The sequence below is a fragment of the Pseudomonas sp. BB438 genome (assembly GCF_057180225.1).
In genome coordinates, this window is record NZ_CM170001.1 from 5891009 (window position 1) to 5912392 (window position 21384).

Here is a 21384-nt window from a genome sequence, read left to right on the forward strand (position 1 = left end):
CCGGTTTCCGCCTTGTTCCGCTCTAGCTCGCGCGGTCGATGTTCAGTGCTGAAATAGACAACAAGAATCCGGAGTTGCCCGATGAGCCAGTTTCCCCACCTGTTCAGCCCCCTGCGCCTCCGCGGCAAGGCGCTGAAGAACCGCATCATGTCCACCGGGCACGACACTTCGATGCCCACCGACAACCTGGTCAACGACCAACTGGTGGCCTACCACACCGCCCGCGCCAAGGGCGGCGTCGGCCTGATCGTGCTGCAGGTCGCCGGCGTACACGACAGCGCCCGCTACACCTCCCACGTGCTGATGGCCACCGACGACGCGTGCATCCCCGGCTACCGGCGCATCGCCGAGGCGTGCCACGCCGAAGGCACCGTGGTGCTGTCCCAGGTCTTCCACCCCGGCCGCGAGATCATGGAATCCAGCGACGGCCTGCTGGCCGTGGCCTACGCCCCGTCCGCCTCGCCCAACGAACGCTTCCGGGTGATGCCCCGCGAGCTGAGCCAGGCAATGATCGACGAGATCGTCCAGGGCTACGCCGACGCCGCACGCCGCCTGCACACCGCCGGCATCGACGGCGTGGAAGTGGTCGCCAGCCACGGCTACCTGCCGGCGCAGTTCCTCAACCCCCGAGTGAACCGCCGCAGCGACGGCTACAACGGCGACCTCGACGCCCGCCTGCGCTTCACCCGCGAAGTGATCGCCGCCGTGCGCGCCGCCACCGACGAAGACTTCATCATCGGCCTGCGCATCTCCGCCGACGAACGCGATCCGGAAGGGCTCACCGAAGACGAATCTCTGCAGGGCGTGAAGGGCCTGCAGGACTCGCTGGACTACGTGCACATCGTCGCCGGCACCTCGGCATCGCTGGGCGGCGCCATCCACATCGTCCCGCCCATGGCCATCGAAGCGGCCTACCTGGCCAACGAGGCCGGTACCTTCAAGCGCAACCTGGACATCCCGCTGTTCGTCACCGGGCGCATCAACCAGCCGCAGGAAGCCGAGCTGATCGTCGCCCGCGGCCAGGCCGACGTCTGCGGCATGACCCGCGCGCTGATCTGCGACCCGCAGATGCCGAGCAAGACCGAAAGCGGCCACGTCGAGGACGTGCGCGCCTGCATTGCGTGCAACCAGGCCTGCATCGGGCACTTCCACCGCGGCTACCCGATCTCCTGCATCCAGCACCCGGAAACCGGCCGCGAGCTGATCTACGCCGAACGCACGATGACCACCCAGCGCAAGCGCGTGCTGGTGGTCGGCGGCGGGCCGGCGGGCATGAAGGCCGCTGCCGTCGCGGCCCAGCGTGGCCACGAGGTCACCCTTTGCGAAGCCAGTGCCCAGCTCGGCGGCCAGCTCAACCTCGCCCAACTGCTGCCGCGACGCGCGGAGTTCGGTGGCGCCTCCACCAACCTGCAACGCGAGATGCAACTGGCCGGCGTCGAAGTACGCCGTAACACCCGCGTCGATCGCGCCCTGGTCGAGCAGGAGCGCCCCGATGTGGTGATTGTGGCCACCGGCGCGAAACCCTATCGCCCGCCCTACGAGGAAGCCGGCGAACTGCAGGTGGTGGACGCCTGGCAGGTGCTGCGCGGCGAAGTGAAGCTGGGCCGCTCGGTGCTGGTCACCGACTGGCGCGCCGACTGGATCGCCCCCGGCATCGCCGAGCGCCTGGTGCGCGACGGCCACCAGGTGCACCTGGCGGTGAATGGCACCCATGCCGGCGAGAGCCTGCCGCTCTACGTCCGCGACCACATGGCCGGCGAACTGCATCGCCTGGGCATCACCATCACCCCTTACGCCCGTCTGTACGGCGTCGACGACAGCACCGTCTACCTGCAGCACACCGCCAGCGGCGAGCCGATGCTGGTGGAAAACATCGACACCCTGGTGCTCTGCCAGGGCCACCAGCCGGTGGACGAACTGGCCGACGAGATCGCCGACCTCGCCGAAGTCCGCCGCATCGGCGACTGCCTGGCGCCGCGCACGGCAGAAGAAGCGATCTACGAAGGGCTCAAGGCGGGTTGGGCAATCTGAGCCAGCTTGAGTCCTGGGGACGGATCAATCCGTCCCCAGCGCCAATCAACCAGGATTGCGCTCTAGAATGGCCACTCTGCAGCCAATCGTTGAAGCCATGAACCCAGGTCTCGCCAAACTCGTCGCCGACTATCAGCGCGCCGTACACCAGGCAGTGGCGCTGCTCGAACAATCGGCCATCGCTCGCCCCGCCAGTAATCGAGAATGGGCATTTCTCGACATTCCCCACCGGGGAACACTCAAAGACGGTGTGCACTACTTCAAGCATGGCTACGGCTGCGCCGTCCACCTGCCTGACGGAACCGTGGACTTCGACTTTGGCGCCAAGGGTGAAATCGACGGGTTCGACTTCTGGCGTCTGGCGGGCTTCGCGGAAGCGAAGCTACCCGACTATGGTTTTGCCGACGAAGATGCCCTCAAGGAGTGCTTCAACCAAGAGGTCGAAGCAGGAACGCTGCGCTACTCCGGCTACATCCTCTACTACCTTGTGCGTTTTGAGCCGAACTGCGCGCAACGATGAATCGACGCATTGTTTAGAATGCCCCACGACGCCACTCGCCAGGACCCCCTTCGCATGAGCCGCAAAGCCCCGCAGGAAGCCCCCGCCAACGCCGAAGCGCAGTTTCTCGGCACCCGCATCCGCGGCCTGCGCAAGCGGCGTGGCATGACGCTGGCGGAGCTGGCCGAGCAGAGTGGGCTGACCGCCGGCTACATCAGCCAGCTGGAACGCAACCTCGCCTACCCGTCGATCCCGGCGCTGTTCAATATCGCGCGCAGCCTGGGCGTGACCATCCAGTGGTTCTTCGCCAGCGAAGTGCAGGTCGACCCGGCCGACGCCGGCTACGTGGTGCGGCGCAACGCCCGCACCAGCGTGCATTACGAGGATGGCATCGTCGACGAACTGCTCAGCCCGCAACCCAGCCGCCAGCTGGAAATCCTCCACTCGCGATTTCCGCCGGGCACTTACAGCCAGCAGAGTTACAGCCATGACGGCGAGGAAGCCGGCTACCTGCTCAGCGGCACCTTCGAACTCTGGGTGGGCGAGCGCCATTTCGTGCTCAATGAAGGCGACAGCTTCAGCTACTCCAGCCAGGAGCCGCACCGCTACGGCAACCCCGGCGAGGTGGATGCCGTGGTGCTCTGGGTGATTACGCCGCCGACTTTCTGATCAGCCGCCCGAGGCCATCCAGCAGGCGCGCCAGCGCGCCCTGGTTGGCCTTCATCACGCCCAACGCGGCGTCGGCCATGCGCTTGGCGCTCGCCGGTTCGTCCCACAGGGCCGTCACGGCCACTGCCAGAGACGGCGCATCGGCCACCTCGCGCAGCGCGCCGACCTCGCGCAGCTGCGCGGCAATCTCCAGGAAGTTGAACAGGTGCGGACCGGACAGCACCGGCTTGCCCAGCGCCGCCGGCTCCAGCAGGTTGTGCCCGCCGTTGGGCACCAGGCTGCCGCCGACGAAGGCGACATCGGCCAGCGCATAGAGGAACAGCAATTCGCCCATGGTGTCGCCCAGCAGCACCTGGGTATCCGCCGTGACCCGCTCGCCGGCGGATCGGCGCAGAGTGCGGAAGCCTTCGCGGGAGCAGAGATCGAACATCGGACCGAAGCGCTCCGGGTGGCGCGGCACCAGGATCAGCAGCGCCTCCGGGTGTTTCTCCAGCAACTGGCGGTGAGCGGCGAGGACGATCTCGTCCTCCCCCGCATGGGTGCTGGCGGCGATCCAGATCGGCCGCTGTTGTGCCTGCCACTGGGCGCGCAGGTCATCGGCGCGCGCCAGCAGTTCGGGATCGATGGTCAGGTCGAACTTGATCGAGCCAGTGACGCTCACGCAGTCCGGACGCGCGCCCAACTGACGGAAGCGCTCGGCTTCGGCCTCGGTCTGCACGGCGATCCAGCTCATCTCTTCCAGCATCGGCCGGGTCAGCCCGGCAAAGCGCGCATAGCCACGCGCCGAACGTTCGGATAACCGCGCATTGGCCAGCGCCACCGGAATACCGCGCTTGGCGCACTGGTGGATATGGTTTGGCCACAGCTCGGTTTCCATGATCACGCCCAGCACCGGCCGCGCACGTTCGAGGAAGCGCGCGGCCGCCCAGGGCAGGTCGTACGGCAGGTAGCAGTGCTGCACCTGGTCGCCGAACATCGCGCGAATACGCTCGGAGCCGGTGGGCGTCATGCAGGTGACGGTGATCGGCAGATCGGGATGGCGCTGCATCAGCGCGCGAATCATCGGCGCGGCGGCGATGCTCTCGCCCACCGACACCGCGTGCACCCAGATGCCGCCGGGCTTGAGCGCCGGCAGGCCGAGGGCGAAGCGCTCGCCGACGCGCTGGGCGTAGGCCGGCGCCTTGCGCGAACGCAGGAACAGGCGCAGCGCGACCAGCGGCAGGCCCAGGTGAAACAGCAGGGTATAGAGGGTACGGTTCATGGCGGCGGAGAGTAGCAAATTAGGGGACTTGGCCGCCGCACAATCCTGACTGGGGCACCGCTCCTACGAAGAGCCGGTCACACCGGCGAGGCAAGATGCTCGGCGAAACACTCGCCCAGCCAATTGGCCGCCGGCCCCAGCGGCTCGTCGCGGCGCCACACCAGCTCCACCACCAGCGGTGGCGGCGTCCAGTCGCTGGCCAGCTCCACCAGCAGCGGCTGGTACGCCGGATACTGCGCCACGTGGGTCGGCAGCCACGCCCAGCCGAGGTCGCGCATCAGCAGTTCGGCCATGGCGTAGAAGCTGTCGGCGCGCCACACCAGCGGGCTGATCTGCTCGCCGCCGGGGTAGTGGCTGTCCTGCGGGGCCATCAGCAACTGGCGATGCCTCGCCAGCTCGCGGCGGTCCGCGTAGTCCAGCCTCGCCAACTCATGCCCGGCCCCGCACACGGTCACCATCTCGATGGTGCCCAGGCGCTGCCGTTCGAGCTCCGGCGGCATGCCCTCGTGATGGAACAGCAGGCCGAGGTCCGCCCGGCGCTCCAGCAGCTTGCGCGCCACGTCGCCCTGGGCACTGCTGGACAGCTGCACCTCTACCGTGGGGAACTCCTGCGCCAGCGCCTGCAGGCCGGAGAGTACCGGCTGGTAAGGCATCGCCTCGTCCTGCGCCAGCCGCAACAAAGGCTCTGTGCCACGCACCAGCGACAGCGCCCGGCTCTCCAGCCGCTCGCACTGGCGCAGTACTTCGCGCGCCTCGTCCAGCAGCGCACGCCCCTCGACCGTCAGCACCGGCTGGCGGCCGCTGCTGCGCTCGAACAGGGTCACGCCCAGGTCGCTCTCCAGCAGCGCGATGGATGAGCTCACGGCCGACTGCACACGCTGGAGCTGTCGCGCCGCCGCCGAGAAGGACGATTGATCGGCGACGCTGACGAAGAGTCGCAACTGATCCAGGTTCCACTGCATGCGCTTTCTCCGCAGCCTATCTCCAATTCAGATAGGTAATGACTTTATCCCATCATCCGGGAGACTAGAATGGCCGGCAGATTCGAACGTCAGCTGCGTGTCGCTCATACCGAGCGGCGTGTCGTTCCGGGGAGCACCCACCATGCCCGGTTATCTCTACCTCGCCATCGCCATCGTCGCCGAAGTCATCGCCACCGCCTCGTTGAAGTCGGTGAAAGGCCTGTCGACGCCCCTTCCGCTGGTGCTGGTGATCGTCGGCTACGCCATTTCCTTCTGGATGCTCACCCTGGTGGTACGCAGCATCCCGGTGGGCATCGCCTATGCCATCTGGGCGGGGCTTGGCATCGTGCTGGTCAGCATTGCGGCCCTCGTGCTTTACCAGCAGAAGCTGGATACCGCGGCCCTGTTCGGCATGGGCCTGATCGTCAGCGGCGTAGTGGTGATCCAGTTGTTCTCCGGCAACGCCGGCCATTGAGCCGCCCTGTCCGCATTCTGCAGGAGCGAGCGTGCTCGCGAACCAGTCCCCGCCACGCAAGGCGTTCGCGAGCAAGCTCGCGCCTGCAAAAGCAGCCTGAGCCAACGGGCGTTTGCCACCGCCCTCTAGCGTTATACTGCGCGCTTCGTTTTTCCCTTCGAGGCGCCTTCATGTCCGAATCCCTGAGCACCGACATCCTCATCGTCGGCGGCGGCATCGCCGGTCTCTGGCTCAATGCCCGCCTGCGGCGCGCCGGCTTTTCCACCGTGCTGGTGGAGAACACCGCGCTGGGTGGCGTACAGAGCATGCGCTCGCAGGGGATCATCCATGGTGGCACCAAGTACGCCCTGCATGGCGCGCTGACCGGCGCCTCGGAAGCCATCGCCGACATGCCGGCCCTGTGGCGCGACTGCCTGGCCGGCACCGGCGAAGTGGACCTGCGCGGCGTGCGCGTGCTCTCCGACGCTCATTACCTGTGGTCGCCCGGTGGCCTGGCCGGCAACCTCACCAGTTTCTTCGCCAGCAAGGCGGTGCGCAGCCGCGTCGCCCAGGTGAAGGGCGCCGACCTGCCGCCAGCCCTGCAGGACAAGGCGTTCAAGGGCAAGGCCTACCGACTCACCGAGCTGGTGCTGGACGTGCCCAGCCTAGTCGCGCGCCTGGCCGAACTGGCCGGTGACGGCCTGCTGGCCGGCGAACGCATCGAAGCCCTGCGCGAGGGCGACACGCTGGTCGGCCTGCGCGTGGACGGCCGCGAGATTCGCGCCCAGCGCGTGGTGCTCAGCGCCGGCGCCGGCAACGAGGCGCTGCTGCGCGAACTGGGCCTGCAGCGCCCGGAGATGCAGCGGCGCCCGCTGCACATGGTGCTGGTCACCGCGCCGACGCTGAAACCCCTGTACGCCCATTGCCTCGGCGGCGGTCCGAAGCCCCGCGTCACCGTCACCACCCACCCGCTGAGCAACGGCGACTGGGTCTGGTACCTGGGCGGCGACATTGCCGAAGCCGGTGGCGTAGCGCGCAACGAGGCCGAGCAGATCGCCGAGGCTCAGCACGAGCTGCACAAGCTGGTGCCCTGGATCGACCTCTCCGCCGCGCGCTGGGCGACCCTGCGCGTCGACCGCGCCGAGCCCTCGCAGAACAACCTGCTGCGCCCGGACAGCGCCTTCCTCGCCGAGGACGGCGCGCTGCTGGTCGGCTGGCCGACCAAGCTGGCCCTTGCGCCGAACTTCGCCGACCGCGTGCTGGAGTCCCTGGACAAGAGCGGTATCCGTCCCCAGGCGAACGCCGCGCAGCCGGACCTGCCGCGCCCGGCCATGGCACGCCCGGTCTGGGAGGAACTGTTCGGATGAAGACCCTGCATCACCTGCATCGCCCGCTGGGCAGCACCGGTCTGAATGTCTCGCCGTTGGGCCTGGGCACCGTGAAGCTCGGCCGCGACCAGGGCGTGAAGTACCCCGAAGGCTTCCGCATTCCCGATGACCGCGAGGCTGCCGACCTGATCGCGCTGGCCCGCGAGCTGGGAATCAACCTGATCGACACCGCGCCGGCCTATGGTCGCAGCGAGGAGCGCCTCGGCCCGCTGCTGCGCGGCCAGCGCGACCAGTGGGTGATCGTCAGCAAGACCGGCGAGGAGTTCGTCGGCGGCCAGTCGCAGTTCGACTTCAGCGCCGCCCACACTCGCCGATCGGTCGAGCGCAGCCTGCGGCGCCTGGAGACCGACTACATCGACCTGGTGCTGGTGCATTCCGACGGCAACGACCTGGACATCCTGCGCGGCACCGAGGTTTACGCGACCCTGCAGCGCCTGAAGGACGAAGGGCTGATCCGCGGTTTCGGCTTTTCCGGCAAGACCGCCGACGGCGGCCTGCTGGCCCTGGAGCGCGGCGACTGCGCGATGGTCACCTACAACCTCAACGAGCAGGCGGAAAAGCCGGTGATCGACCACGCCCAGGCCCATGGCCGCGGCATCCTGATCAAGAAGGCCCTGGCCAGTGGCCACGCCACCCTCGCCTCCGGCGTCGACCCGGTACGCGCCAGTTTCGAGCTGGTGCTGGGCCATCCGGGCGTCGCCAGCGCCATCGTCGGCACCATCAATCCACTGCATCTCGCGCACAACGTGAACATCGCCGCCGAGGTCCTCGACCGCTGATCGGCGGTCATGTGGATGACGTATTCCTGTGCCATGCTCCAACTCCCTCGGCAAAAAACCGTGGGCACAGAAACTGTCGCCAGCCGGCGATTCCCACGCAAAAGCCTCGGAATCGCCAAGCCTTTCAGGGAAAAATCCGGAAATCCTTTTGGTTTTCGATGACACCAGGACTGGTGTCAGGCTGTCTAGGTTGTAGCGACCCCGTCAATGAACGATCGGCCGGACCGTCCCCACCAGACGGTCAGCGTTTGCGTCGGCGTCGCCCGCTCTTCCGTCACGGGAGAAGGACGCGCCAGCGCAACCCGGCGCCTTGTACGACCAGGCCCTGTCAGACCAGGCCCTGCAAGAAAAGGAAGCCCACATGCCCCGTACGCTCGCCCGCAAGGACCCGACCGCCTTCAAGACCCTGCCGCTGCTGGTGGAAGCCAGCGCAGAAAGCCTCGCCTACCAGACCCTCGGCAAACCCCTGAACTTCGCCCAGGTGCTGGAAAAGCGCCGCCCCATCGAGATCAACGCCACCGAGCGCTTCGTCACCGAACTGGCCAACCTCGGCGTGTCGGTGCGACTGACCCTGAACTACCAGGGGCGCGACCACTGGATCCTGGTCCGCCAGCGCCGGGTGGACCGTGGCGACACGGTACTCAAGCTGATTTCCGGTTACGTACCCGCCCACGAACTGAACCTGCCGCTGCTCACCGCGATCCAGGAAGTGGCTGAGGAATGTCTGGTGGAAACCGCCGACGGTTGGCTCGGCGGACGCTTTGGCGATACCTGGCTGCCGACGCCCTACGAGGGCATCCTGCGCTACCGCGAGAGCAGCCACTTCTCCCTCACCCCGCTGTCCGGTGCCTCGCGCCCGGTGCAGGCCGGCGCGCTGCGCCTGCTGGAGCGCCCGCAAGCCTACGTGCATCTGCCGACGGCCTCGCTGCAACTGGTCTATGACCTGCGCATGGAGCTGCCCAAGGATGCCCGCGAGGTCAGCCTGTTCCATGTCGACGAGAAACTCGAAAGCGGCCCGCTGGTGGCGCGGCTGGACCGCCGTCGCCCGGACATCTACCTGCTGCCGCTGGACCACGGCCAGCCGACTGGCGAGCTGTTCACCCTGAGCAAGGGCGAGCTGTGCAAGGCGAGCACCCGCGGCCTGTGGCTGTCGGAGAGCTTCGCCGAGCAGGATGGCTGGCTTGTACGCGAGGAACGTATCCGCTTCCGCGACTGGATGGAGCAGTGGCCGCCCGCCGCCGGCAATGCCGGCAGCGGGCGGCGCACGGCCTGATTCCACCCACATGAACCGGCCGACCTGACGGCCGGTTCGCGCGCACGGCCCGCTCCTGCACGAGCAGGTTCTCCCTGCAGGAGCGGGCCATACCCGCAAGCCCGTTCATTTGAGCTGACTGGAACTCTTGCCCAGCAGCCGCCGCGCCACAATCAGCAACTGGATCTGCTGGGTACCTTCGAAGATGTCGAGGATCTTCGAGTCCCGTGCCCATTTCTCCAGCAATTCCTCTTCCCCATAGCCCAGCGCACCGGCCAGCTCGACGCATTTCAGCGTCACCTCGTTGGCCACTCGTCCGGCCTTGGCCTTGGCAATGGAGGCCTCCTTGGAGTTGGGCTGACGATTGTCGGCCATCCAGGCAGCCTTCAGGGTCAGCAGGCGTGCCGCTTCCCATTCGGCTTCCAGGCGGTACAACGTCGCCTCGGCATGGCTGGCGCTGAGCAACGGCTGGCGATAGTCGAAGCGGCAGCCGGCCTTCTTCAGCAGCTCGCGGGTGCGGTCCAGCGAGGCCTTGGCGACGCCGATGGCCATGGCGGCCACCAGTGGGCGGGTGTTGTCGAAGGTCTCCATCACCCCGGCAAAACCTTTCTGCACGTCGATCTCGGCGTTGCCCAGCAGGTTGGCAGCCGGTACGCGGCAGTCGCTGAAGCTGATGGAGGCCGTGTCGGACGCCTTGATGCCGAGTTTCTTCTCCAGGCGGGTGACAGTCATGCCCGGCGTGCCCTTCTCCACCACGAAGGACTTGATCGCCGCGCGGCCCAGGCTCTTGTCCAGCGTCGCCCAGACCACCACCGCGTCGGCGCGAGCGCCGGAGGTGACGAAGATCTTCTCGCCATTGAGCAGGTAGTGATCGCCATCGCGGGTGGCGGTGGTGCGAATCGCTGCCGAGTCCGAGCCACAACCCGGCTCGGTGATGGCCATGGCCGCCCAGGTGCCGGAGAAACGCTTGAGCTGCTCCTCGTTGGCGACCGCGGCGATGGCGGCGTTACCCAGACCCTGGCGCGGCATGGCCAGCAGGAGCCCGGTATCACCCCAGCACATTTCCATCACGCCCAGGCAGGCCGAAAGGTTGCCGCCATTCTTCACGCCCTCCTCCGCGCCGGCCTTGCGCTTGCTGGCGGAGGTGGCGCCCACGGCGTCCGGCGAGCCGGCGTTCATGCCGTCCAGCAGCGCGGCCAGCAAGTCCAGCTCCTTGGGATAGGCGTGCTCGGCCTTGTCGTACTTGCGCGAAATCGGTCGCAGGTAGTTCTCCGCCACCTGGCGGGCCTGGTTCTGCAAGGTGCGGAATTTCTTTGGCGTCTCGAGGTACATGGAAAGCTCCTTACAGGTGCAGGCCGCCGGCCATCAGGCTGACGGCGCGCAGGTCGCGGTACCAGCGTTCGGCGGGGTGTTCCTGGGTGAAACCGTGGCCGCCGAGCAGTTGCACCGCGTCGGTGCCGATCTTCATCGCCTTCTCGGCGCAGAGCAGCTTCGCCAGGTAGGCCTCGCGATGGAACGCCTGACCACGCTCGGCCAGTGCGCAGGCGCGCCAGACCATCAGACGCATGGCATCCAGCTCGACGGCGATGTCCGCGACCATGAAGGCCACGCCCTGGCGATGGCTGATCGGCTCGCCGAAGGCTTCGCGCTCGTTGCAATACGTGATCACGTAATCCAGCGCGGCCTGCCCGGTGCCGACGGCCAGCGCACACCAGGCCAGCGCGGTGGAGTCGAGAAAGGCCTGGTAGTCGAAGCGCTCCGCCGCCAGTCGCTGTTCGGCCGGAACCTTCACGCCCTTGAAGCGAACCCGCGCGGTGCCGGTGGCCTTCAGGCCCATGGCCGGTTCGGCGCGCACCTCGACCCCCTTGGCGCGGGTGTCGATGAGGAACAGCGCCGGCCCCTCGCCGGCGTCCGCCGCAACAATCAGTTTCTGCGCATCCACGCCGCGCACGACCAGGCACTTCTCGCCGGACAGCGTGTAGCTCGAACCACGCTTGCGCGCCTTGGTGGACAGGCACTGCGGATCGGCCAGCAGTTGCGGTTCATTCACCGCAATGGCGATCAGCGGCGCGGCTTCTTCGGCGACGAAAGCCGGCAACCAGCGCGCCTGCTGCTCCGGCGAGGCCCAGCGGCGGATGCAGTTGGCCGCCGACAACGGCACCAGCAGCGCCGCGGCCAGGCTCAGGTCACCACGAGCGAGGGACTCGGCGATCAACGCGTTGGTCACGACGGTGCGTTCGCCGGCCATGCCGCCGTGTACTTCGCTGACACCGTAGTGGGTGAGGCCCAGTTCCTGCGCCTGGGCCAGGAGTTCCAGGCTCAGGTTGGCCTTGGCGTCGGACTCATGGGCGGCCGGACGCAAGACCTCCGCGGCGAAGCCTTCGAGCATCTCCACGAGCATCTGCTGCTCGTCGGACAGGGACAGGTCGAACAGCCCGTCCGGATCAGCCTTGCGTGGCGTCTTGGGTTGCTTGACCGCACGCTCGCTGGCCAGCCGGAAGCCGGTGCGGCTGCCGCTGTAGAGGAGTCTTTCGAAAGGCTTGCGCAGCTTGAGTCGGTCCGGCCAGTCGGCCTGGGCGACACGGTTCAGTACGGCCAGGGCACGGCCCTGCACGTCGGTGGTCATGGCATCTCGCTCCGCGGAGGGTGGATGCCCCGATCATGCGCTTCAAAATGCCGCAGGGACCATGACCGCTTTGCCGCCGCCCACTGGCACAGCGGTCAGTGCGCAGCCACAAAAAAAAGGCGCTACCCGGTAGCGCCCTTCTTGCGACGAAACGGATCAGCCCTGGTGGCGGATCTTCTCGACGATGGCGGTGGTGGAACTGTTCTCCACCAGCCCCAGCACGCGGACTTCACCGCCGTAGGCCTTGACGATGTCGGCACCGACCACCTGCTCGACCCCGTAGTCGCCGCCTTTCACCAGCACGTCCGGGCGCACTTCGGTGAGCAGGCGCTCGGGCGTGTCTTCGGCAAAGCTGACGACCCAATCCACCGCCCCCAGACCAGCGAGCACGGCCATGCGCCGGTCGACGCTGTTGATCGGGCGACCGGGACCCTTGAGGCGGGTCACCGAGGCGTCGTCGTTGGTGGCGACGATCAGGCGGTCGCCCTGGGCGCGCGCCTGCTCCAGGTAGGTCACGTGGCCGGCGTGGAGGATGTCGAAGCAGCCGTTGGTGAAGACGATCTTCTCGCCATGGGCGCGGGCGTCCTCGATGGCCAGCAGCAACTGTTCGAGGCTCAGCACGCCCCGCTCGGAGCCCTGCTCGCGCTGTACGGCGCGGCGTAGTTCCGGGGCGCTGATGGCGGCGGTGCCGAGCTTGCCGACGACGATGCCGGCAGCCAGGTTGGCCAGGGCCACGGCCTGCGGCAGGTCCTCACCGGCAGCGATGGCGCCGGCCAGGGTGGAAATCACGGTGTCGCCGGCGCCGGTGACGTCGAACACTTCGCGGGCACGGGCCGGCAGGTGCAGGGCACTGTGGCCGGGGCGCAGCAGGGTCATGCCGTGTTCACCACGGGTCACCAGCAACGCGCCGAGCTCCAGCTCGGTCATCAGTTGCTGGCCCTTGGCGACCAGATCGGCTTCGTCGGTGCAGCGACCGACGATGGCTTCGAATTCGGAGAGGTTCGGGGTGATCAGGCTGGCGCCGCGGTAGATGGCGAAGTCCTTGCCCTTGGGATCGGCCAGCACCGGGATACCGCGCTTGCGGGCGGCCTGGATCAGTTGCTGGTGGTTCTTCAGCGCGCCCTTGCCGTAGTCGGAGAGCACCAGCACGCGGACCTGGTCCAGCAGCGCCTCGACGTCGGCGGACAGGGCCACCGCGTCGGTGCGGAAGGCTTCCTCGAAGTCCACGCGCAGCAGTTGCTGATGACGGCTCATGACCCGCAGCTTGACGATGGTCGGCTGGCCGGCGATGCGCTGGAAGCGGGTGGTCACGCCCACTGCCTGGAGGCTGTCGCTCAGGCTGTCGGCGGCCTCGTCGACGCCGGTGACGCCGACCAGGAAGGCCGGGGCACCGAGGGCGGCCAGGTTCAGCGCGACGTTGGCGGCGCCACCGGGGCGGTCCTCATGCTGCTCGACCCGCACCACGGGCACCGGCGCCTCGGGCGAGATGCGCGAGGTCGCGCCGTGCCAGTAGCGGTCGAGCATCACGTCGCCTACCACCAGCACGGGGGCCTGATCGAATCGGGGCATGGTCAATTTCATGGGAACTCCGCAGGTCGAAATCGCCGCGGATAATACCATAGCCGCCCAGTGCGACTTGCGCCGAACACCGGGCGGTCGCGGCAATGGCTACGGGACTTTGCGTACCCAGAACAGCTCGTGGCGGCGCACCGCCTTGCGGAAGAACTCGTCGTCGCCGGTGACCGGCCACTGGCGCCCGGCGAGCACGCGCTGGATCAGTCGGCGCAGACGTTTCTTGCCGGTCAGCGGGGTCTGCAGATCGTGCTGCAGGGCCAGAGCCTGCGCCTTGTCGACGCGGGTCGCGGCGTCCAGCACCGGGCTCCACAGCGGGTCGGCCGGCAGCGGCTCGATGCAGGGCGGAAGCGCGATACCGCCGTCGGCCGGGCCCATGGGCCAGCGGTCGTTGTCGTGCAGGTGATTGGCGTAGAGCAGCAGCGTCTGCGGCTTCCAGCCGCTGCGCTCGATCGCCTCCAGCGTCGCACGGGTGGCGTGCACGTGGTCGGCGTGGGGGTCCAGCTCCGGGTGCGCGGTGAGGATCACTTCCGGGCGGATGCGTTCGATCAGCGCGGTGAGATCGGCCACCAGATTCAGCCAGGTCGGCGCACCGTCACTGTCGCCCGGCAGCTCGAACGGATTGAAGCCGCGCACGCTGCGGATATCGATCTCGCCCGATTCCTTCGAGCCGAAGGCCTGGCTCGGCTCGGCCGCCATGGCGGGCAGCTGCAGGCAGTAGTAGCCCAGCTGCACGCAGCGCTCGGCGGGCACGCCGCCCCAGAGCGGCGCGGCAATGCTGTCCCAGGTACGCAGACGGCCCTTGAGCCGGGCGGCTTCGGCCTTTCCCAGCCCGAGACGCTCGTAGTGCTCGGCCTCGATCTCGCCCTGGGTCAACGTGACGATCCAGGCGTCAGGGCAACGACTGTACTGACCGAAGGCAGCCAGCTCGGCGTCGTCCGAATGGGGCGCGATGATCAGCAGGCGCTGCTGGGCGTAGTCCGGATTGTGGAAGGCGTGCAGGACACCCTGCTGCGCCAGCCGGCAGTGGCGACTGCGGATGCGCAACTGGCCTGAGCGCAAAGCGTCGCCCTGGCCGGAGAGGTTGATGTAGCGCTTGCCGCTGACACCGCGCTCGAAGTCCTGGCGATCATTCTCGGCGCCTTCGACCAGCACCTGCGGGTCAAGCCAGCGGCCGAGCAGCGAGGCCTTGACCTCGATCTCCAGCACCAGGGTTTCCTCGTCCTGCGGCAGCGCCCCTGTGGCAACGTGGAGGCCGTGAGGGCCGAGGGACACGGGCAAGGCCACGGAGCCCGCCGGGAAGTCGTAGCGATAATCGTCGCGCGGCGAGTAGAACAGGTGATCGGCAAACCAGGCTTCGTGGGCGATCCAGCCGAGGACCACAGCCAGCGGCACGCTCCACCAGGGCGCGAAGACGCCCAGCAGGATCAGCGCCAGCAGCGCGACGAGCAGGACCGCACGCTTCTTGCGGCGATGCTGTTTGAGCAGTTGCTGTTTACGCCCGGTCATGGTGATTCTCCGTTGATCCTGATCGCGGACGCAGTCCGCTCCTGCACAGCGGCCAGGACGCCGGCGCAGCTACCTGGGATGGGACTGAGGTCAGACCTGGAACACCGGCACGCGATGGCACCAGCGATCCTTGTACTCGCGGTCGGCGCGACCGAAGGAATAGCGCAGCGGCTTGCCCAGTGCATCGGCCTCGGCCCAGGCTTCCTGAGTATTGACGAAGCTGAGCACGCTGCCGGGACTGAAGTCGCGGTTTTCCGGCGCGACTCCCCCGTTGATGTACTCCACGCTGACCCATTTCGGCGCTTCGACCCGGTAGAGAATCTGGATCGCCACCGGCTCGCCATCCAGGCGCACCAGGGAACCGCGCATGAACTCGCGCATCAGGGAGAAGACTTCGGCCAGACGCGCCTTGCCCGGCACCTCGAATTCCCAGCGACGCTGGAACAGGTCGGCATAAATGCGCGCCTGCTCGTCGGGGCTCAGCTCGCTCATGGGCTGCAGCACGCCACCCGCTTCTTCGAGCAGGCGCTGCTCACGGCGCTGGTTGTAGCGGAACTTCTTCGAGAAGTCGGCCGGCGCGCGGTTCATCGCCAGCTGTTCCGGCTGCTCGCGGGCGTCACTGACCTGCTCGCGGTTCAGCTCGGAGAGGTAGCGCACCTGGTGGCGCAGCTCGATGCGCGCGCCCTCGGCGATCGGCAGGATGATCTCGGCGTTGCCCAGGTCGAACAGCGCCTTCTTGCCCTCGCGCTTGAGCACGTCCTTGGAGAGCGCCAGGTTGCGCCCCCAGGTCGGAACGGCAGCGCGCAGTTCGTCGCCGTCGAACCAGCCCAGGTAGCGCACCGGGATGCCCGCCAGATGCGCGAGCCGCTCGACGACATCCGGATGAGTGGCAACGCTGCCACCGAAGCGTTGCCAGGCGGCGGCATAGTCGGCCGCCGCGATGGGCGTCCAGCCGCGCTCACGGAAGACTCGGAGACGGTTCAGCATGCCGGAGTGGTCCGCACCTGCGTCATACCGGTTGCTCGACCGGAGCTTCTTCGGTCCCGTCGATCGGGTCGTCGGCGAACTGGCGGGCGTGCAGACGGGCGTAGTAGCCGTTCTGCGCGATCAGTTCGTCGTGGGAGCCGCGCTCGACGATGTGCCCCTGGTCCATCACCAGGATCAGGTCCGCCGCCTCGATGGTGCTCAGGCGGTGGGCGATGACCAGGGTGGTGCGGCCTTCCATGACCTTCTCCAGGGCCGCCTGGATGTGCCGCTCGGACTCGGTGTCCAGCGCCGAGGTGGCCTCGTCGAGGATCAGTACCGGCGCGTCCTTGAGCAGCGCACGGGCAATCGCCAGGCGCTGACGCTGGCCGCCGGAGAGCATCACGCCGTTCTCGCCGACTTCGGTGTCGAAGCCCTCGGGCAGGCGGTCGATGAACTCGCGGGCGAAGGCGTCATCGGCTGCCTTCTCCACCGCTTCGCGCGGTTTGCTGGCGAGATCGCCATAGGCGATGTTGTTCAGCACGCTGTCGTTGAACAGGTTGACCTGCTGGGTCACCAGCGCGATGTGTTTGCGCAGGTTGGTCAGCTTGTAGTCTTCAACGTCAGTGCCGTCGAGCAGGATCTGTCCCTCGCTATGGTCGTAGAAGCGCGGAATCAGGTTGGCCAGGGTCGACTTGCCGCTGCCGGAGCGGCCGACCAGCGCCACCATCTGGCCCGGTTCGACGCTGAAGTTCAGATCGTTGAGGACCCTCTTCTCGGTGCCCGGATAGGTAAAGCTGAGGTTCTTCACCTGCAGGCGACCTTTGACGCGATCCTGCTCCAGGGTGCCATTATCTACCTCGGGCGTCTCGTCGAGCTGCTCGAAGATGCTCTCTGCGCCAGCTACGCCTTTTTGAATGGTGGAGCTGACTTCAGACAGCTGACGAATCGGCTTGGGTAGCAGGCCGGCCATGGAGATGTACGCGACCAGGTCACCGACCGTGGCGTCGCCACGCAACAGCAACACGAAGTAGAGCAACACCGCCATCGCACTGTAGATCACCAACTGCAGCATCGGCGTGTAGATCGCCGATGTCTTGTTCATGCGCAGGTTCTTCTTGGTGTTTTCACTGGTAACGTGCTGGAAACGCTGGCGCTCGTAGGTTTCGCCGCCAAAGCTGCGGACTACGCGATAGCCCTGAATGGTCTCGGAAGACACATGAGTCACGTCGCCCATCGCCACTTGGATCTTCTTGCTCTGCTTGCGGAATTTGCGGCTGGCGCTGGTCACCATGACGGCAATGATCGGCAGGATCGCCAACATCACCAGCGTCAGTTTCCAGTTCATCCAAAGAAGCGAGAGGAACAGGAACACCACGGTCATACCCTCGCGAATCACCACCTTGATAGCATCTGTGGCGGCGCCAGTGACCATGGTCACGTTGAAGGTGATGCGCGAGATCAGGTGGCCGGAGTTGTTGCTGTCGAAATAGCGATTGGGCAGCGTCAGCAGATTGTTGAACAGGGCAATGCGCAGATCCTGCACCAGCCCCAGCGAAACCTTGGCGATGAAATAGTTGCCCAGGAAGGAACCGATGCCTTGCCAGACGGCGATCAGCACCACCAGCAACGGGACCGCGTAGAGCAGCGAAAGGTCGCGCAGCCAGGTCCAGGGGGCGTTGGGGAACAGCTTGGCATCCGGATGGGCAAGGCCGTCTACGAAATACTTGAGGATGCCCGCCAGCATCGGTTGGGTCGCGGCGAAGATCAGGAAGCCGACGATACTGAGCAGGAACATCCCGATGTACGGGCGCACATAGGTCAGTAGTCGGAAGTAGATCTTCAGGCTCGAAGGCGCCTGGGGTTCTTTACCGGACATGGAGGAATCGCACGATTAAAAGGTCGACGATTATAACACAGCGCTCTCGTTTGCCCGGCAGCTGGGCTACTATAGCCGGCTACCGTTCAGAGACCTGTTATGCAAGACCTCGCTCTCTCCGCCTACGAATCGCTGCGCGCCGGCGCCCAGGTGCTGGAAGCCGACAAGCATGGCGACAAGGTCCTGCGTCTGGCCGATGGCAACTTCCTGAAACTGTTCCGACGCAAGCGACTGATCTCCTCGGCAGCGCTGTATCCCTATGCACAACGCTTCGCCGACAACACCCAGGCTCTGCAGAAACTGGCCATACCCTGCCCACGGATAATCGGCGTCTACCGCATTCCCGGGATCGCCCGCGACGCCGTGCACTACCACCCGCTGCCCGGCCTGACCCTGCGCCAACTGATCAGTGCGGATCAGACCCATGAACGGTTACGCCTGGAGCTCGGCTCGCTCATCGCCAGGCTGCATGATTGCGGGGTGTACTTCCGCTCGCTGCACCTGGGCAACGTCGTGCAGACCCCTGCAGGCGAACTGGGCCTGATCGACATTGCGGACATGAAGACCCAGCGCCGTGCCTTGAGCCGACTGCAGCGCAAACGCAACTTCGCCCACATGCTGCGCTACACACAGGACCGCGCCTGGCTGCTGGCAGACGCTGGCGCACAGCTTTGCCAGGGCTATCGACAAGCCAGTTCGATGTCCTGGCCACCCGGCTCCCTGGAAAAAACACTGCAGCAACCCTAGATCAGGGCTGCTGCACACCTGTCCGGCGCAGGACCACGTAGGTCTCACCCTTGCGGTTCTGGAACTGCGCGAGCGGTACCAGCCCCTGGTTCTCCAGCACGGGTAGTTGCTGCTCGGCCTTGCGCTTGAGGTCCAGGACGAAATACTCGTAGGCATCCTTGCCCGTCCGCGCCAGCGCGTGGTCGCGGTCCAGGCTCTCTCTGCCGTATCCCCAGCCTGCGTAGTAACTCACCCGATTGTCGTCCTGATACACATTCGCCGACTTCGGCAGATGTTCTCCCACCCACTGCCCGGCATCGCGCAGATGCGTCTTGGGCGCCGATAACGACACCACATTCGCGAGAGCCATCACCACCAGGATCGCCACCAAGACACTGCGGACGCGCGGCCAGCGCTGGCTGATCAGTTCAAGCCCCCAGGCAACCCGAGGCAACAGCAGAAAGCCGGCGAATGCCACGTACCGACTCGACAGGAACAGATGGCTCAGTGCGAAAACCAACAACAGGACAATGTAGCCCAGGGCTGCGATATCCAGCAGTAACCAGCGGTTTTCCCGAGCTCGCCATTGCGCGACAGCGCCCACGAACAGCGGCAGCACCAGGGCTCCGAAAGCACCGAGAACCTTGCTTGCCACGTAACACAGCAGGCCGAAGAGAATGATCTGCGGAGCACTGTCGCGGGCATACTCGAAGGGCATCGCCTGCGCCACGCCGTCAGCGAATGCGTAGAAATTCCGCAGGACGCTCGGCAGGTCCAGATAGTCGACCAAGTCGGCTACCCGCCCCTGGGGCAACAGACCGTGGCGAGCTGCCCACAGCGTCGCGCCAGCCGCTGTACCGAGCAGAACCACAACAATGGCCAGCTGCACGCTACGACGCAGGGGGCTGCCACGAGCGCCCAGCACCTCCATTAGCGGCAAGATCAACAGTAGGTAGACCGCCTCAAACCGAAACGCCGCCGCCAGGATGATGGCCACGCAGGCCAGCAGCAGACTGACTGGACGACGCTGCAGCAACCAGCTCTGCATGTAGCACAAGGCGAAGAGGGAGAACGCCCAGAAACCATTCTCGCGCAGGATGTCGCCGCGATAGTCATTGAACGCCGGCACCGCGAGCACGGCGAGGCTGGCCCAGGGCAAGGATTCCGGACGGAGTCGGCGGATCAGTTCGACACAGGCGACGCAGGCCAGCGCCGTGAGCAGTTCGCAGAATACCCGTGCAAGCAGTTCGAAGCTCAGGCCCGTGACCTGGCTCGCCGTACCCAGCGCGATGGAGAACCAGGGCCAGTCAAAGCGCTGCAATGCACCGGAAATACCCTGATGCTGATAGATGCCCGCAAGATCCATGTACAGCGCCGCATCACGACCGATGATCGGGTTGCAGAAGGATGCAATCAATGACAAAACGAGGCTGGCAAGGAAAACGTACCACAGCAGCTTTCCTTCACTGGCTGCGGAAAAAATCGAACGCCCGACTGCATGACTTCTCATGAAACCCTTCATCTCGGATATGAATCACCAGAACGCAGCATTCAGCAGTTTCCTGCTCAAAGAATCAACCCGGAACAAGCACTCTTCCTTGCCTCAGATGTCGAAACGGCGCTGAACGCAGGTTTTCCAGGGCGAAATTCCACGACCGGCTCTGGCCGTCTGTAGAACCTTGGATACAAGTCTTTCAACAGGATACTATTCGTCGCCCCGGAACGACTTGTGCAGTTGCACTCGCGTCGAGTCATCCCGGGCCCAAGCAGGCACAAGCCGCTGCGACTTAACCTGAATTTGCTGTGACGAACGCCCCAAAGCAGATCGCAGCCTCGCATATTCTGATGCCAGCTAGTGGATGGACAGCTACGCAATGACGCTCTTCTCATGACAGCAAGACCACTGATCAGCGTTGTAATTCCCGCGTACAACTATGCGCACGTGCTTCGACGCGCCGTCGAATCCGTCGCAACTCAATTGGATGAGTACAGCGAGCTACTGATCATCGATGACGGTTCGTCGGACGGTACGCCAGCCCTGATCGACGCCCTTCATCATCAGTTCGGCAACTTCCGCAGTCTGCGCAAGGAAAACGGCGGCCTCGCCACCGTGCGCAACCGCGGAATCACCGAAACCCGGGGAGACTATCTGATCTTCCTGGACGCCGACGATGAAATGACCCCTGGAGCCCTGACCGCCGCACGCCAGCACATCGAGCAGCATCCGCACAGTCGCATGGTGATTGGCGGCTACCTGGCTAAGACCTGTGACCGAACGGTCGAACGAACGCCTCAGGCGCTGCCTCGGACACCACTGGAAAGGGTGCGCGGCTACCTGATCGACAAGAACATCAACCTTTCCAATGGCGCCTGTGTCATGCACCGGGAAGTGTTCGAGCGCGGCCTGTACCCGGAGAACTTCCGCAATGCCGAGGACATCCCGGTGTTTGTACAAGTGCTCGCCAGCTATCCCTGCACCATTCTTGAAAAACCCCTGGCGACCATCCACCGCCACGATGACAGCTTGCGTCACCAGTTCCATTACTCGAAGGAAATCGGGGTAGAGTTGGTCGAGGAAGTTTTCCGACGCCTGGATGGCGACTGGCAGCGACTGAGCAAGGCCTATTACACGCAGCGCTGCTTGTCGCTGTTCCGCGAAGCCTACCTGACGGACGACGACCTTTCGGCCAAGCACTTCTTCCGCATGGCCCTGAAACGCGATTGGCGCGTCATCTTCAAGTTGTCCTACACCCGCAAGGCACTGCGGCTCTGGCTCAATATAAAACGCAGGAAAAAGGTCGCCAGGTAATTTCT

Annotated in this window: 18 protein-coding genes; 9 read left to right on the forward strand and 9 right to left on the reverse strand. The window is 65.8% G+C overall.

Annotated features, from left to right (window positions below; translation table 11 throughout):
• Positions 1-81 precede the first annotated feature (81 nt).
• From AC1ZV1_RS27205 to AC1ZV1_RS27215, 3 genes are all read left to right on the forward strand, one after another.
• Positions 82-2031, forward strand: a complete 1950-nt coding sequence (locus AC1ZV1_RS27205; protein ID WP_484294464.1) for an oxidoreductase — start codon at positions 82-84, stop codon at positions 2029-2031.
• A 67-nt stretch (positions 2032-2098) separates the two neighbouring features.
• Positions 2099-2551 carry a DUF6896 domain-containing protein gene (locus tag AC1ZV1_RS27210; protein ID WP_484294465.1) on the forward strand — a complete coding sequence of 151 codons (453 nt, stop codon included), beginning with the start codon at positions 2099-2101 and terminating at the stop codon, positions 2549-2551.
• A gap of 54 nt (positions 2552-2605) precedes the next feature.
• Positions 2606-3199 carry a helix-turn-helix domain-containing protein gene (locus tag AC1ZV1_RS27215; protein ID WP_296289773.1) on the forward strand — a complete coding sequence of 198 codons (594 nt, stop codon included), beginning with the start codon at positions 2606-2608 and terminating at the stop codon, positions 3197-3199.
• Here the strand turns inward: AC1ZV1_RS27215 and waaA are convergent.
• Together waaA and AC1ZV1_RS27225 are read right to left on the reverse strand one after the other, a co-directional pair.
• Positions 3180-4460 carry a lipid IV(A) 3-deoxy-D-manno-octulosonic acid transferase gene (gene waaA / locus AC1ZV1_RS27220; protein ID WP_484294466.1) on the reverse strand — a complete coding sequence of 427 codons (1281 nt, stop codon included), beginning with the start codon at positions 4458-4460 and terminating at the stop codon, positions 3180-3182. The two genes, AC1ZV1_RS27215 and waaA, sit on opposite strands and share 20 nt — an antisense overlap.
• 77 nt (positions 4461-4537) lie before the next feature.
• On the reverse strand, positions 4538-5422 hold the full coding sequence (locus AC1ZV1_RS27225; RefSeq protein ID WP_484294467.1) for a LysR family transcriptional regulator: 885 nt from the start codon (positions 5420-5422) through the stop codon (positions 4538-4540).
• Positions 5423-5564: 142 nt separating this feature from the next.
• Here AC1ZV1_RS27225 and AC1ZV1_RS27230 point away from each other — a divergent pair, with 142 nt between their 5' ends.
• The 4 genes from AC1ZV1_RS27230 (at position 5565) to AC1ZV1_RS27245 (ending at position 9316) form a co-directional block, all read left to right on the forward strand.
• On the forward strand, positions 5565-5897 hold the full coding sequence (locus tag AC1ZV1_RS27230; RefSeq protein ID WP_484294468.1) for a DMT family transporter: 333 nt from the start codon (positions 5565-5567) through the stop codon (positions 5895-5897).
• A 170-nt stretch (positions 5898-6067) separates the two neighbouring features.
• Positions 6068-7243 carry an NAD(P)/FAD-dependent oxidoreductase gene (locus tag AC1ZV1_RS27235; protein ID WP_484294469.1) on the forward strand — a complete coding sequence of 392 codons (1176 nt, stop codon included), beginning with the start codon at positions 6068-6070 and terminating at the stop codon, positions 7241-7243.
• Positions 7240-8043, forward strand: a complete 804-nt coding sequence (locus AC1ZV1_RS27240) for an aldo/keto reductase (RefSeq protein WP_484294470.1) — start codon at positions 7240-7242, stop codon at positions 8041-8043. Before AC1ZV1_RS27235 ends, AC1ZV1_RS27240 begins: the two co-directional genes overlap by 4 nt.
• Positions 8044-8404: 361 nt before the next feature.
• Positions 8405-9316, forward strand: a complete 912-nt coding sequence (locus AC1ZV1_RS27245) for a metal ABC transporter ATPase (protein ID WP_484294471.1) — start codon at positions 8405-8407, stop codon at positions 9314-9316.
• Between the two features lie 105 nt (positions 9317-9421).
• Here AC1ZV1_RS27245 and AC1ZV1_RS27250 read toward each other — a convergent pair whose 3' ends face one another.
• The 6 genes from AC1ZV1_RS27250 to msbA form a co-directional block, all read right to left on the reverse strand.
• Complete coding sequence (locus tag AC1ZV1_RS27250; RefSeq protein ID WP_484294472.1) at positions 9422-10627, reverse strand: acyl-CoA dehydrogenase family protein; 1206 nt, start codon at positions 10625-10627, stop codon at positions 9422-9424.
• Between the two features lie 10 nt (positions 10628-10637).
• Positions 10638-11921 (reverse strand): acyl-CoA dehydrogenase family protein, encoded by a 1284-nt coding sequence (locus AC1ZV1_RS27255; protein WP_484294473.1) that lies wholly within the window; start codon positions 11919-11921, stop codon positions 10638-10640.
• A 156-nt stretch (positions 11922-12077) separates the two neighbouring features.
• Positions 12078-13502, reverse strand: a complete 1425-nt coding sequence (hldE, locus tag AC1ZV1_RS27260) for a bifunctional D-glycero-beta-D-manno-heptose-7-phosphate kinase/D-glycero-beta-D-manno-heptose 1-phosphate adenylyltransferase HldE (RefSeq protein WP_484294474.1) — start codon at positions 13500-13502, stop codon at positions 12078-12080.
• Positions 13503-13589: 87 nt separating this feature from the next.
• Positions 13590-15002 carry a PIG-L deacetylase family protein gene (locus tag AC1ZV1_RS27265; protein WP_484294475.1) on the reverse strand — a complete coding sequence of 471 codons (1413 nt, stop codon included), beginning with the start codon at positions 15000-15002 and terminating at the stop codon, positions 13590-13592.
• 90 nt (positions 15003-15092) lie between these two features.
• Positions 15093-15989: a GNAT family N-acetyltransferase gene (locus AC1ZV1_RS27270; protein ID WP_484294476.1), complete on the reverse strand. Its 897-nt coding sequence runs from the start codon at positions 15987-15989 to the stop codon at positions 15093-15095.
• Positions 15990-16011: 22 nt separating this feature from the next.
• A complete protein-coding gene (gene msbA, locus AC1ZV1_RS27275; RefSeq protein WP_484294477.1) occupies positions 16012-17844 on the reverse strand; it encodes a lipid A export permease/ATP-binding protein MsbA in 1833 nt (610 codons plus the stop codon).
• A gap of 99 nt (positions 17845-17943) precedes the next feature.
• Here msbA and AC1ZV1_RS27280 point away from each other — a divergent pair, with 99 nt between their 5' ends.
• The gene (locus AC1ZV1_RS27280; RefSeq protein ID WP_484294478.1) at positions 17944-18591 is read left to right on the forward strand and encodes a lipopolysaccharide kinase InaA family protein; all 648 of its coding nucleotides are present in this window, start codon (positions 17944-17946) and stop codon (positions 18589-18591) included.
• A gap of 1 nt (position 18592) precedes the next feature.
• Here the strand turns inward: AC1ZV1_RS27280 and AC1ZV1_RS27285 are convergent, their stop codons facing one another.
• Complete coding sequence (locus AC1ZV1_RS27285) at positions 18593-20080, reverse strand: hypothetical protein (RefSeq protein WP_484294479.1); 1488 nt, start codon at positions 20078-20080, stop codon at positions 18593-18595.
• Positions 20081-20458: 378 nt separating this feature from the next.
• Between AC1ZV1_RS27285 and AC1ZV1_RS27290 the strand changes: the two genes are divergently transcribed.
• Positions 20459-21379: a glycosyltransferase family 2 protein gene (locus tag AC1ZV1_RS27290; RefSeq protein ID WP_484294480.1), complete on the forward strand. Its 921-nt coding sequence runs from the start codon at positions 20459-20461 to the stop codon at positions 21377-21379.
• Positions 21380-21384 lie beyond the last annotated feature (5 nt).